The sequence below is a fragment of the Amycolatopsis sp. NBRC 101858 genome (assembly GCF_030269325.1).
Lineage (GTDB): Bacteria > Actinomycetota > Actinomycetes > Mycobacteriales > Pseudonocardiaceae > Amycolatopsis > Amycolatopsis ponsaeliensis.
On the sequence record NZ_BSTD01000009.1, the window covers coordinates 338,417 to 351,543 of the forward strand.

At 70.0% G+C, this 13,127-nt stretch carries 10 protein-coding genes; all 10 read left to right on the forward strand.

Going from position 1 to position 13,127, the window contains the following annotated elements:
- The first annotated feature begins 273 nt into the window (after nucleotides 1-273).
- The 10 genes from QSK39_RS51855 to QSK39_RS51900 all read left to right on the forward strand — a co-directional run bounded on the left by QSK39_RS51855 (nucleotide 274) and on the right by QSK39_RS51900 (nucleotide 13,121).
- Nucleotides 274-2,460 (forward strand): RICIN domain-containing protein, encoded by a 2,187-nt coding sequence (locus QSK39_RS51855; RefSeq protein ID WP_285485240.1) that lies wholly within the window; start codon nucleotides 274-276, stop codon nucleotides 2,458-2,460.
- A 150-nt stretch (nucleotides 2,461-2,610) separates the two neighbouring features.
- Nucleotides 2,611-3,180, forward strand: a complete 570-nt coding sequence (locus QSK39_RS51860) for an HdeD family acid-resistance protein (protein ID WP_285485241.1) — start codon at nucleotides 2,611-2,613, stop codon at nucleotides 3,178-3,180.
- A gap of 13 nt (nucleotides 3,181-3,193) precedes the next feature.
- The gene (locus tag QSK39_RS51865; RefSeq protein WP_285485242.1) at nucleotides 3,194-4,120 is read left to right on the forward strand and encodes a ribonuclease Z; all 927 of its coding nucleotides are present in this window, start codon (nucleotides 3,194-3,196) and stop codon (nucleotides 4,118-4,120) included.
- 10 nt (nucleotides 4,121-4,130) lie between these two features.
- Entirely contained in the window at nucleotides 4,131-5,783 is a 1,653-nt protein-coding gene (locus QSK39_RS51870) for a response regulator (RefSeq protein WP_285485243.1), read from the forward strand.
- Nucleotides 5,780-7,201 carry an ATP-binding protein gene (locus QSK39_RS51875; protein WP_285485244.1) on the forward strand — a complete coding sequence of 474 codons (1,422 nt, stop codon included), beginning with the start codon at nucleotides 5,780-5,782 and terminating at the stop codon, nucleotides 7,199-7,201. The genes QSK39_RS51870 and QSK39_RS51875 overlap by 4 nt, the downstream gene beginning before the upstream one ends.
- The gene (locus tag QSK39_RS51880) at nucleotides 7,201-8,694 is read left to right on the forward strand and encodes a carboxylesterase/lipase family protein (RefSeq protein ID WP_285485245.1); all 1,494 of its coding nucleotides are present in this window, start codon (nucleotides 7,201-7,203) and stop codon (nucleotides 8,692-8,694) included. Before QSK39_RS51875 ends, QSK39_RS51880 begins: the two co-directional genes overlap by 1 nt.
- A gap of 81 nt (nucleotides 8,695-8,775) precedes the next feature.
- Complete coding sequence (locus QSK39_RS51885) at nucleotides 8,776-9,843, forward strand: hypothetical protein (RefSeq protein ID WP_285485246.1); 1,068 nt, start codon at nucleotides 8,776-8,778, stop codon at nucleotides 9,841-9,843.
- Nucleotide 9,844: 1 nt separating this feature from the next.
- Nucleotides 9,845-10,960, forward strand: coding sequence for a toxic anion resistance protein (locus QSK39_RS51890; RefSeq protein WP_285485247.1), 1,116 nt, complete (start codon nucleotides 9,845-9,847; stop codon nucleotides 10,958-10,960).
- Nucleotides 10,957-12,558: a substrate-binding domain-containing protein gene (locus tag QSK39_RS51895; protein ID WP_285485248.1), complete on the forward strand. Its 1,602-nt coding sequence runs from the start codon at nucleotides 10,957-10,959 to the stop codon at nucleotides 12,556-12,558. The genes QSK39_RS51890 and QSK39_RS51895 overlap by 4 nt, the downstream gene beginning before the upstream one ends.
- Complete coding sequence (locus tag QSK39_RS51900) at nucleotides 12,555-13,121, forward strand: hypothetical protein (RefSeq protein ID WP_285485249.1); 567 nt, start codon at nucleotides 12,555-12,557, stop codon at nucleotides 13,119-13,121. The genes QSK39_RS51895 and QSK39_RS51900 overlap by 4 nt, the downstream gene beginning before the upstream one ends.
- Nucleotides 13,122-13,127 lie beyond the last annotated feature (6 nt).

The window sequence follows — 13,127 nt, forward strand, 5'->3', positions numbered from 1 at the left end:
TCCGCATCTCGTGTGTCCATACGTTACACGACCCCCAGATCGCCCCCGCAGAGGGGTGGCTCTACGGAGTCGTCCCGCTCAGTGGGGCGTTGACCTGCACTTTTACACCTTATTTTTAGTCGTGTATTGACTCCCGGTGTGGCCGCCGTTACATTTTCGGCGGTTGTGACGCCGAGGTCCCCGCCCGTTACGCCGCGTCTACCTCCTGGACCGGGCATGCCTCTGCCGTTTCCTGCTCTACGGACGCCGCCGAGTGCGGCAGAGGAGGTTTCGATGAAGACGAGACGGCGGGTGATGGTGCTGCTCTCCGCGGCATCCGCCCTGGTCGCGGGCATGTTGACCACCAGTCAGGCGCACGCCGCGGTCACTCCGGACGGGTGGTACACCGTGGCCGCCGTCAACAGCGGGAAGTGCGTTGATGCCCGGGCCGCCGGGACCGCCAACGGCACCGTCGTGCAGCAGTACTCCTGCAACCAGACCGCCTCGCAGGAGTGGCAGTTCCAGTCCACCGGCGACGGCTACTTCCGGGTGAACGCCCGCACCAACCCGGCCGCCGCCTGGGACGTCAGCAACGTCTCCACCGCCGATGGTGGCCTCGTGCAGCTCTGGACCTACTCGAACGGCGCCAACCAGCAGTGGCAGGCCGTCGACGAGGGCAACGGCCGCTACCACTTCGTCAGCCGCAACAGCGGGAAGTGCCTCGACGTCCCTGGCGCCTCCGCCGCCGACTCCGTCCAGCTTCAGCAGTACTCCTGCAACGGCACCACCGCCCAGTCGTTCATCCTGAACCCCGTGAACACGACGCAGCCCGGGCAGCCGGACTTCGGTCCGAACGTGGTGATCTTCGACCCGTCGATGTCCGGCTCCAGCATCCAGAGCCGGCTCAACAGCATCTTCAGCCAGCAGGAACGCAACCAGTTCGGCAGCCAGCGCTACGCCGTGATGTTCAAGCCCGGCACGTACGCCAACGACGTCAACGTCGGCTTCTACACGCAGGTGCTGGGCCTCGGCCTGAGCCCCGACGCCGTGACGATCAACGGCGCCGTGCACGTCGAGGCCGACTGGTTCCCACCGCAGAACGCGACGCAGAACTTCTGGCGCGGCGCCGAGAACCTCTCGGTCAACCCGACCGGCGGCGCCGACCGCTGGGCCGTGAGCCAGGCTGCGCCGTACCGCCGCATGCACGTCCGCGGCGACCTGCAGCTCGACGACGGCGGCTGGGCCAGCGGCGGCTGGATCTCCGACTCCAAGATCGACGGCCAGGTCCGCTCCGGTTCGCAGCAGCAGTGGATCTCGCGCAACTCGCAGTTCGGCAGCTGGAACGGCTCGAACTGGAACATGGTCTTCGCCGGCGTCCAGGGTGCCCCGCAGAACACGTTCCCCTCGCCGCCGTACACGACCGTCAACACGACGCCGGTCACGCGCGAGAAGCCGTTCCTCTACATCGACAACGCCGGCAACTACCAGGTCTTCGTCCCCGGCGTGAAGACCAACGCGTCCGGCACGAGCTGGGCGAACGGCACCGCGCCCGGCAGCTCGATCTCGCTCGACCAGTTCTACATCGCCAAGCCCGGCGCCACCGCCGCGGACATGAACGCCGCGCTCGCCGCGGGCAAGAACCTGCTGGTCACGCCGAGTGTCTACCACCTCAACCAGGCGCTGCACGTCACCCGGCCGGACACCGTCGTGCTCGGGCTCGGCATCGCCACGCTGGTGCCGGACGGCGGCGTCACCGCGATGAACGTCGACGACGTCGACGGCGTCAAGGTCGCCGGCCTGCTGATCGACGCCGGCACGACCAATTCGAACACGCTGATGCAGGTCGGCCAGGCCGGCTCGGCGGCGAACCACGAAGCCGACCCGACGTCGCTGCACGACGTGTTCTTCCGGATCGGCGGCCCGGCCGTCGGCAAGGCGACGAACAGCCTGGTGGTGAACAGCAGCAACGTGATCGGCGACCACATGTGGATCTGGCGCGCCGACCACGCCGACAACGGCAACAACGTCGGCTGGGGCACCAACACCGCGGACACCGGGCTCACCGTCAACGGCAACAACGTGACGATGTACGGCCTGTTCGTCGAGCACTACCAGAAGACGCAGGTCGTCTGGAACGGCAACGGCGGCCGGACGTACTTCTTCCAGAACGAGATGCCCTACGACGTGCCGAACCAGGCGGGCTGGATGAACGGGTCGACCAAGGGCTACTCCGCCTACAAGGTGGGCCCGAACGTCACCAGCCACGAGGCGTGGGGGCTGGGCAGCTACTGCTACTTCAGCACCAACCCCTCGGTCGCCAGCGCCCACGCCTTCGAGGCGCCGAACACCCCGGGCGTGAAGTTCCACGACATGGTGACCGTGTCGCTCAACTACCAGGGCACGATCACGCACGTCATCAACAACACCGGTGACACGACCCCGACCGGCACCAAGCCGGTCAACCTGGTCAGCTACCCCTGAGCAACCGGCGTGCGCCGTGGTGGCGGCCGCGGCGCACGCCGGTCCTATGTGTCCGGCCACAAAGGACGATGTGGCCCGAACGGGTGGTGAATCGCGCCAACCAGGCGTTTTGCCGCGATACTGGGTGTCCCGACACCCGAGGAGCGGCTCATGACCTCCTTCGCAGCGTTCTCCGTCGTCGAACCCCGCAAGGCGTGGCCGATCGCCGCCGTCCGCGGCGTGTTCGCCGTGCTCTTCGGGCTCTTCGCACTGATCTGGCCGGGCGCCACGGTGCTCGTCCTGGCGATCCTGTACGGCGTCTACGCGATCGTCGACGGCGTCGGCGGCCTGATGCAGGCTTTCCGCCCGGGCGACCCCGGCCACCGCGCCGCCTACGGGATCCTCGGCGCGCTCGGCATCATCGCCGGGGTCCTGGTCCTGGTCTGGCCCGGCATCACGGTCCTGCTCCTGGCCCTGCTGGTCGGCCTGTGGGCGATCGTCACCGGCGTCGCGGAGATCGCCGCCGCGATCCGGCTCCGGAAGCAGATCCAGGGCGAGGCGTTCCTCATCGCCGCGGGCGCGCTCTCGGTGATCGCGGGCGTCCTCATCGTGATCAACCCGATCGCCGGCGCGTTCGGCATCGCGCTGCTCGTCGGCATCTACGCGCTGCTCTACGGGATCATGCTGCTGGTGCTGGCCTTCCGGCTGCGCAAACTGGGGGACACCGCCCCCGCCGCGTGAGTAGCGTGCGGGAGTGTCGACCCGCGAACTGGTGGTGCTGGGCACCGCTTCCCAGGTGCCCACGCGCCACCGAAACCAGAACGGCTACCTGCTGAGGTGGGACGGCGAGGGCCTCCTCTTCGACCCCGGCGAAGGCACCCAGCGCCAGATGCTGCGGGCGGGCGTCGCCGCCACGGACGTCACGCGGATCTGCGTCACGCACTTCCACGGCGACCACAGCCTCGGCCTGCCGGGGGTGATCCAGCGGCTGTCGCTGGACAAGGTCAAGCACCCCGTCCACGCCCACTTCCCGGCCTCCGGCGCGCACTACTTCGAGCGGCTACGGCACGCGACGGCGTTCTACGAGACGGCTGACCTGCGCGAACACCCGATCACCGAAGACGGCCCGATCGCGACCGGGAAGCTCACCCTCGAGGCGCGGCGCCTGAGTCACCCGGTCGAGGCGTTCGGCTACCGCCTGGTCGAGCCGGACGGCCGCACCATGCTCCCCGGAAAACTGCGGGAACACGGCATCGAAGGCCCCGACGTCGGCAAGCTCCAGCGCGAGGGCCGGCTCGGGAACGTCAGCCTCGAAGACGTCAGCACCCACCGGCCCGGCCAGCGGTTCGCGTTCGTCATGGACACCCGCCTGTGCGACGGCGTGTACGCCCTGGCCGAACACGCCGACATGCTCGTGATCGAGTCGACCTTCCTCGCCGAGGACACCCACCTGGCCCGTGACTTCGGGCACCTGACCGCGCAGCAGGCGGCCCGCGTCGCCGCCGAGTCCGGCGTCCGGCAGCTCGTGCTGACCCACTTCTCCCAGCGCGACCCCGACTCCGCGCGCTTCCTGGACGAAGCGAAAGCCGAGTTCGACGGCGAGATCGTGGTGGCCCAGGACCTGGAGCGGGTCCAGGTCCCGAAAAGGCGGTCCTCCCCAGCGGACCACCCGGCGCCGTAGGCTGCATCTCGTGAGCCAGCCGATCCTGATGACCGTCGACGACGATCCCGCCGTGTCCCGCTCGGTCGCCCGTGACCTGCGGCGCCGCTACGGCAAGGACTACCGCGTCATCCGCGCCGACTCCGGCGCGGACGCCCTCGACGCCCTGCGCGAGATCAAGCTGCGCGGCGACGCCGTGGCCGCGATCCTCGCCGACTACCGGATGCCGCAGATGGACGGGATCGCCTTCCTCGAGAAGGCGATGGACCTGTTCCCGCACGCCCGCCGCGCCCTGCTGACCGCCTACGCCGACACCGACGCCGCGATCCAGGCGATCAACGTCGTCGACGTCGACCACTACCTGCTCAAGCCGTGGGACCCGCCGGAGGAGAAGCTCTACCCGGTGATCGACGCGCTGGTCGAGACCTGGAAGGCGGTCGGCGACAAGCCGGTCGAAGAGGTCAAGCTCATCGGCCACCGGTACAGCCAGCCGTCCTTCGAGCTGCGCGACTTCCTCGCCCGCAACGCCGTCCCGTACCGCTGGTTCTCCGTCGAAGACGACGAAGGCTGCCGGATCCTGCAGGCAGCGGAGGCCACTACGGCCGACATCCCCGTGGTCGTCACACCGGACGGAAAGGTGCTCAAGCAGCCGAAGGGCAGCGAGATCGCCGACGCCGTCGGGTTGTCGACCCGCCCGGCGCAGGAGTTCTACGACCTCGTCGTCATCGGCGGCGGCCCGGCCGGCCTCGGCGCCGCGGTCTACGGCGCGTCCGAGGGCCTGCGCACGGTCCTCGTCGAGAAGAAGGCCACCGGCGGCCAGGCCGGCACCAGTTCGCGCATCGAGAACTACCTCGGCTTCCCCGACGGCGTCTCCGGCGCGCAGCTGACCGACCGGGCGCGGCGCCAGGCGCAGAAGTTCGGTGCCGAGGTGCTGACCGCGCGCGACGTCGTCGGCCTCGAAGCCCGCGGCTCGTCGCGGGTCGTCACCTTCGGCGACGGCAGCGAGATCGCCGCGCACTCGGTGATCCTCGCCAGCGGCGTCACCTACCGCGCGCTGGACGCCGAGGGCATCGAGGAGCTGAGCGGCCGCGGCGTCTACTACGGCTCGGCCGCCACCGAGGCGCCCGAATGCAAGGGTGAGCACGTCTACATCGTCGGCGGCGCGAACTCCGCGGGGCAGGCCGCGGTGTTCTTCTCCCGGCACGCCAGCGACGTGACGATCCTGGTGCGCGGCGCGTCGCTGGAGTCGTCGATGTCGCACTACCTGATCGAGCAGATCGCCGGCATCGAGAACATCCACGTCCGCACGCACACCACGGTCAAGCAGGCCCACGGCGACGACCACCTCGAGCGGCTCACGCTGTGCGAGAACGGCGTCACCGAGACGGTCGAGAGCGGCCACCTCTTCATCTTCATCGGCGCCGCCCCGCGCACCGACTGGCTCGGCGAGGGCATCCACCGCGACGAGTACGGCTTCGTGTGCACGGGCCCGGACCTGACGGCGAACGGCCAGCGGCCGGCCGGCTGGTCGCTCGACCGTGATCCGCACTACCTCGAGTCGTCGATCCCCGGCGTCTTCGTGGCCGGTGACGTGCGGTCGCAGTCGGTCAAGCGGGTGGCGTCCGCGGTCGGCGAGGGCGCGATGGCCGTGACGCTGGTACACCGGTACCTGGAGGAACAATGAGCGCACTGCCGCGGGAAGAGCTTCGCGGGCTCTTCCTTTTCGAACACCTTTCCGAAGACCAGCTCGACTGGATCGCCGCCAACGCCGTGGTCGAGGAGTACGAAGCCGACTCGACCGTCATCAGCGAGGGCGGCGAGGCGACGTGCTTCTACGTCCTGCTGAACGGCGCGATCCGGATGACGCGGCTGGTCAGCGGCACGGAGGTGGAGACCAACCGGTCCGACCAGCGTGGCGCCTACTTCGGCGCGACGCAGTTCTTCGTGCACCAGGAGAACGAGCACACGTACAACGCCACGGTGCGCGCGCTGTCCGACGTCACGTTCCTGGCGCTGCCCTCGAAGGAGTTCTCCTTCGAGTTCCGCCGGTGGTTCCCGATGGCCACCCACCTGCTGGAGGGCATGTACCTCGGCTGGCGCAACAGCGACACCGTGATCGGCTCGCGTCGCCGGCTCCTGGCGCTGGGCGAGCTCTCGGCCGGCCTCACCCACGAGCTGAACAACCCGGCCGCGGCCGCTGTCCGGGCGACGTCCGCCCTGCGCGAACGCGTCGCCGGGATGCGGCACAAGCTCGCCTTCCTCGCGAAGAAGGACATCGACCCGGAGCTGCTCTACCAGCTCATCGACGTCCAGGAACGCCTGGTCAAGCAGGTCGCGCAGGCCGAGAAGCTGTCCGCGATGCAGCAGGCCGACCGCGAGGACGAGATCACCGGCTGGTTCGAGGACCGCGGCATCGACCAGGGCTGGGACCTCGCCGACATCTACGTCCGCGCCGGCCTGACCACAGCCGACCTGGACCACGTCCTGGAGCAGGTCGGCGACACCTTCATCGACGGCGCCGTCCGCTGGCTCGCCTACGCCCTCGAGACCGAGATGCTGATGGGCGAGATCGAGGACTCGACGACGCGCATCTCCGCGCTGGTCGGCAAGGCCAAGCAGTACTCGCAGATGGACCGGGCGCCGCACCAGTGGGTCGACGTCCACGACGGCCTCGACTCGACGCTCGTCATGCTCGCGGGCAAGATCGGCCCCGGCGTCCGCGTCGTCAAGGAGTACGACCGCAGCCTGCCGAAGATCCCCGCTTACCCGGCCGAGCTGAACCAGGTCTGGACGAACGTGATCGACAACGCCCTCGGCGCGATGCAGGGCGAGGGCACGCTGACGCTGCGCACCTGGGGCCAGAACGAGCAGGTCCGCGTCGAGATCGGCGACACCGGCCCGGGCATCCCGGCGGACATCAAGCAGCGGATCTTCGAGCCGTTCTTCACGACCAAGCCGGTCGGCGAGGGCACCGGGCTCGGCCTGGACATCTCGTGGAAGATCGTCGTCGAACGCCACCAGGGTGACCTGCGCGTCGAGTCCGAGCCCGGGAACACCCGGTTCGAGGTCTGCCTGCCGACGGTCGAGCAGGCCTCGCTCTGATGGCTTCCGTCCCGACGGTCACGACCGAGCTCGGGGCGCTGGTGGGGCTGGCGGGTGACGGCGTCCGCGTCTGGCGCGGGATCCCGTACGCCCGCCCGCCGATCGGCGAGCTGCGGTGGAAGGCGCCCGAGTCTCCGCAGCTCTCGGGTGGCGTGCACGTCGCGACCGAGTACGGGCCGCACGCGATGCAGTCGCCCGACCCGATGAACCCGGCCGCGGTGTGCGACGAGGACTGCCTGTACCTCAACGTCTGCACGCCGGAGGGGCCCGCTCCCGAGGGCGGCCGGCCGGTGCTGTTCTGGCTGCACGGCGGCGGGTACCGCGTCGGCCACGGCGAGCAGCTCGGTGACGGCGAGGAGTTCGCACGCGCCGGGATCGTCGTCGTCACGATCAACTACCGCCTCGGCTCGCTCGGCTTCCTGCACCTCGCCGGCATCTTCGGGGAGTCCGAGGCGGACGCCGGGGTGTGCGGCCTGCTCGACCAGATCGAGGCCCTGAAGTGGGTGCGCCGCAACATTTCCGCGTTCGGTGGCGATCCGGCTCGGATCACCGTCTACGGCGTGTCGGCGGGCGCGAAGAGCGTCGGGAACCTGATGGGCAGCCCGCTGGGTGCGGGCCTGTTCGCCCAGGCGATCAGCAGCAGCGGCGGCGCGGACCACGTCGCGACGCCGGCCGCCGGCACCGCACTGGCCCGGCGGCTGCTCGACGAGGTCGGCTGCCACGACGTCGAAGCGCTGCGCGCGCTGCCGGCCAAGGAGTTCGTCGAGGCGCAGGAACGGATCCTGAGCGGGCTCCAGGCGTTGTGGCTCTGGCGGCCGACGCTGCACCCGCGCGTGCTGCCGGAGGTGCCGATCGGGCCGATCCGCCGGGGGAGCGCGGCCGGGATCCCGCTCCTGGTCGGCTGCAACAGCAACGAAGGCAGCACGTACGCGCTGATGCTCGGCGACGACGTCGCGACCGCCCCCGCGAGCGGCGTCCTTTCGGGAATCCTCGGCGACGAAGGCGCTTCGCAGCTTCTCGAGACGTACCTTCGCCGCGTCCCCGACCTGAAGTCCGCGAAGATCGCCGCGATGGGCGACGAGCGCTACGGCATCCCGACGCAGCGCCTCGCCGACGCGCAGTCCGCGCACGCGCCCGTCTACCGCTACCGCATCGACATCGCCGCGCCCGGCGTGCCCGAGCAGCTCGACGGCGGCCACGGCACCGAGACGACGATGGCGTGGAAGACCCCGCTGCCGCTGTTCGCGCAGGCGTCCGACGTGAACCCGGCCCGCGAGCGCGCGGCGTTGCTGATCCACCGCTGCTGGGTGCGGTTCGTGCACGACGGCGTCGCCGACGCGGACGGCCCGGAATGGCCGCCGTACGGCCCCGAACTGCGCCCGGTGCTGGTTTTCCGGGAAGACACCGATCTGGTGCTCGACCCACGGCCGGACGAGCGAAAGGCCTGGGGCGACACGGAATGGGCGTCCGGGACCTGGTTCCCGGTGACCTGAGACCGTTCCTTCACCCGCTGTTCACTTCGAACCGGCCGCCTCCCGCGTCAAATGAGCGAAGGCGGCTGAGGGGAGTGGCTCGTGAAACGCCGGGTGTCGATCGGACTGGCCGTGGTGCTGCTGCTGGCCGTCGTGGGCGTGATCGTCTGGGGCAACGACTCCGGGCCGGAGCTCAAGACGGTGCGCGGCGTGATCGGGTCGGAGAAGCAGGCGTTCTTCACCGACCAGCGAGTCGTCGACGCCTTCGCGCGGCACGGCTTGAAGGTCGAAGTCGACACCGCGGGCTCGCGGCAGATCGCGACGACCGTCGACCTCGGGAAGTACACGTTCGCGTTCCCGTCGTCCTCGCCCGCGGCGCAGAAGATCCAGCGCGACCGCAAGGTGACGACGGTGTACACGCCGTTCCAGTCACCGATGGCGATCGCGTCCTTCGAGCCGATCATCGCGCTGCTGAAGGCGAACGGCGTGGTGCACAAGGGCGCCGGCGACTACGACGTCCTCGACATCGCGAAGTACCTCGACCTGGCGAAGGCCGGGACGCGCTGGGACCAGCTGCCCGGTAACACCGCCTACCCGGCGCGCAAGAACGTCCTGGTCACGACGACCGACCCGCGTGAGTCGAACTCCGCGGCGATGTACCTGGCGATCGTTTCCTTCGTGGCCAACGGGAACACCGTCGTCAGCACGCCCGACCAGGAGGCGAAGGTGCTGCCGGCGGTGGCGAAGCTGTTCCTCGACCAGGGGTACACGCAGAACAGCACCGAAGGGCCGTTCGAGGACTACCTGTCGGCGGGCATGGGGAAGACGCCGCTGGCCCTGATCTACGAGTCGCAGTTCGTCGACCGGGTGGTGCGCGGCGACGGCTCGATCCGGCCGGACATGCGGATGATCTACACCGCGCCGACGGTCTATTCGAAGCACACGCTCGTCCCGTTGTCAGGTGACGGCGACACGGTGGGCCAGCTCCTCGCGACCGATCCCGAGCTGGGGAAGCTCGCCGCGACGTTCGGCTTCCGCACCACCAATCCGCAGCTGTTCGCCGACGTCGCCGCGCAGGCCCACGCGCCGGCCGACCTCGTGGACGCCGTCGAGCCGCCTTCGTTCGAGACTCTCGAGCGGCTGCTCGACGCCGTCGGCAAGCAGTACTGACATGGACGAATTCACGCCCGTGACGGCGGTTTCCCCCGAGCGCGCCGCCGGGCTCGTCACCCTCGGGGACGACACGCGCGCGGAGATCACCGCTCGTGCCGACGGGTTCGCCACGCGGCTGGAAGCGCTGAACGTCCGTTCGCCCGAGTTCACCGATCTCCTCGACGAGCTCCTGGCGGTCGGGGAAGCCGACATGCGCGCCGCGGCCGGCGTCGCCGGGGCGATGCTGGACCGCTCCCTGCGCGGCGTGGCTTCCCCGCAGGACGGCGTCACGACGAGCCTCGCCGGGCTGCGCCGGACCGTCGCGGAGCTGGATCCGGCCAGGCTGCCGCTGACCGGGCGGAAGCTGCTGGGGATGTTCCCGGTGGCGGGTGCCGCGAAGCGGGCTCTCGATCGGTACCACGCGGCGAACGAGCCGGTGAACGCCCTCGTCGTCGACCTGCGCACGCGCCAGGACCGGTTGCGGCGCGACAACTCCGCGATCAAGGGCGAGCGCGAGCGGCTGTGGAAGGTGCTGGGGAAGCTCGCCGAAGCGGCCGCATTCGCCGAAGCCGTCGACGCCGCCATCGAGCGGCAGGCTTCCGTCTTCGACCTGACCGACCCGCTGCGGGCGCAGGCCTTGCGCGGCGACGTCCTGTACCCGATCCGGCAGCGGCACCAGGACCTGCTCACCCAGCTCGCGGTGAGCGCGCAGGGGTACCTCGCGCTGGACTTGGTGCGCCGCACCAACGACGAACTCGTCCGCGGTGTCGAGCGGGCGGTGTCGACGACGGTGTCCGCCCTGCGCGTCGCGCTGCTCGTGTCGGCCGCTCTCGCGGGTCAGCGGGACGTCCTGGACGAGGTGGCGGCGCTGCAGGCGACGACCGACGGGCTGATCCGCGCCAACTCCGAGCTGCTGGAAACGCAGTCCGCGGAGATCCGCCGGGCGAGCACCGACCCGGCCGTCGCGACCGAGACGATCCGCGCGTCGTTCGACCGGATCTACGCCTCGATCGACGCGATCGACGGCTTCCGCGCGGACGCCGTCCGCACCATGGCGACCACCGTCGAGTCGCTGTCCGGGGAGCTTCGCCGCGCAGAGGACCACTTGCGGCGCTCGCACGAGGGGGAACTGTGAAGAAGCTCGTTTCGCTGGCTCTCAGCGCGGTGTTGCTGGCCGGCTGCTCCTCCGCCGAGCCGGGGGGCCCCGAGCCGGGGACGCTCAGGATCCTCGCGGGCAGTGAGCTGGCGGACCTGCAGCCGGTGCTCGACGACGCCGCTCGCGCCACCGGAGTCACGGTCAAGTTCACCTTCACCGGGACCTTGGAAGGCGCCGAAGCGCTGGCGAACGGCAGCGTCGACGGGAAGTACGACGCCGTCTGGTTCTCCTCGAACCGTTACCTCGCCGGGATTCCCGAAGCGGCGAAGCGGCTCGGGAACCAGGTCAAGATCATGAGCTCGCCGGTGGTGCTGGGGCTGGCGTCCTCCGTGGTGCGGCGGCTCGGCTGGGAGGGGAAGCCGGTCAGCTGGGGCGAGATCGCCGCGCAGGCCGGGAAGAAGGCGTTCAGCTACGGGATGACGGACCCGTCGGCGTCGAACTCCGGGTTCTCGGCGCTGGTCGGCGTCGCTTCGGCGTTGGCAGGCGCGGGCAACGCGATCGACGCCCGGCAGATCGCATCGGTCACTCCGCAGCTGACGCAGTTCTTCAGCGCGCAGGCGCTTTCGGCCGGGTCTTCGGGCTGGCTGTCGGACGCGTACACGCGGCGCGCGACCGGCCAGGACCCGGGGCAGAAGGTCGACGGGCTGATCAACTACGAGTCCGTGCTGCTGTCGGCGAACGCGTCCGGGAAGCTGCCCGAGCCGCTGACGCTCGTCTACCCGAGCGACGGTGTCGTCACGGCGGACTACCCGCTGACCCTGCTGGCGGACGCGGGTTCGGACGCGCGTTCGGCGCACCAGCGGCTTTCGGACTACCTGCGGACTCCCGACATCCAGAAGAAGATCATGGACACGACGCAGCGGCGGCCGGTCGTCCCGGGGGTCGCCTTGGGGCAGCAGTTCGCGGCGCACGACCTCGTCGAGTTGCCGTTCCCGGCGACGCAGCAGGCGGTGGACGCCCTGCTGCAGGCCTACTTCGACAAGATCCGCCGCCCCTCGCGGACCTTGTACGTGCTCGACACGTCGGGTTCGATGGAGGGCGACCGGATCGAGGCGCTGCGGACCGCGCTCATCGGGCTGACCGGCGCGGACACCTCGCTCACCGGGCGGTTCCGGCGGTTCCGGAGCCGGGAGGAGGTCACGATGCTGCCGTTCAGCACCGTGCCCAAGACCCCGCGGACGTTCACCGTGCCGGAGCAGGACCCGCAGGGCGAGCTGGACCGGATCAAAGCGTTCGCCGAGGGCCTGTCCGCGAACGGCGGGACGGCGATCTACGACAGCCTGTCCGAGGCCTACACCGTGCTGGAACCGCTGGCGGCGCGCGATCCGGACCGGTTCACCTCGATCGTCCTGATGACCGACGGCGAGAACGCGAACGGCTCGTCCCTGGCCGACTTCCAGGCGGCGTTCGGCGGGCTGCCGGCGGCGATGAAGCAGGTGCCGGTGTTCACCGTGCTGTTCGGCGAGGGCAGCGGCGACGAGCTGACCCAGGTCGCGGGCATGTCCGGGGGCAAGGTGTTCGACGCGCGGAAGGTCCAGCTGCCGACCGTGTTCCAGGAGATCCGCGGGTACCAATGATGCTGCGCTATCTGGGGTCCACCAAGAACCTCCTCGGCTGCGTCGGCGGGCTGGCCGGCGTCGTGCTGCACCTGACCGGGGTGGTCGGGTGGTCCTGGCCGTTCGTCGTGGTGGCGTTGTACCTGGCGGGCGCGCTGCTCGCGCCGGGGGAGAAGGTGCGGCTGGTCCCCGACACCTCCGCCGAGCTGCGCTCTTCGCTGGAAACGCTGGTGGGGCGGGTCTCGGCGCAGGCTTCGCGCATGCCTTCGTCCACTGTGGATACTGTCGGGCGCATCGCCGAAGTGCTTCGGGACATGCTGTCGCAGCCCGCACGGCTCGCGGCCGATCCCGACCTGCGCCACGCCGTCGAGCGCCTGGTGCGCACGGATTTGCCGCTGTCGCTGGAGACTTACCTGAACTTGCCGTGGTGGTTCGCGGCCCGGCGGGCCGGTGCCGGCTCGGAACTGGTGGCACAGCTGGATTTGCTCGAGGCGGAGGCGCATCGGGTGGCCGAGCGGTTCTACGCGTCCGAGGTCGACCGGCAGGCCGATCACACGCGGTACCTGCGGGACCGGGACGGGTGAGGTCGC

Bases quoted from the DNA above. Each gene is read 5' to 3' on its own strand.
- QSK39_RS51860 (WP_285485241.1), top strand. From the start codon at position 2,611: ATGACCTCCTTCGCAGCGTTCTCCGTCGTCGAACCCCGCAAGGCGTGG.
- QSK39_RS51855 (WP_285485240.1), top strand. From the start codon at position 274: ATGAAGACGAGACGGCGGGTGATGGTGCTGCTCTCCGCGGCATCCGCC.
- QSK39_RS51875 (WP_285485244.1), top strand. From the start codon at position 5,780: ATGAGCGCACTGCCGCGGGAAGAGCTTCGCGGGCTCTTCCTTTTCGAA.
- QSK39_RS51880 (WP_285485245.1), top strand. From the start codon at position 7,201: ATGGCTTCCGTCCCGACGGTCACGACCGAGCTCGGGGCGCTGGTGGGG.
- QSK39_RS51900 (WP_285485249.1), top strand. From the start codon at position 12,555: ATGATGCTGCGCTATCTGGGGTCCACCAAGAACCTCCTCGGCTGCGTC.
- QSK39_RS51890 (WP_285485247.1), top strand. From the start codon at position 9,845: ATGGACGAATTCACGCCCGTGACGGCGGTTTCCCCCGAGCGCGCCGCC.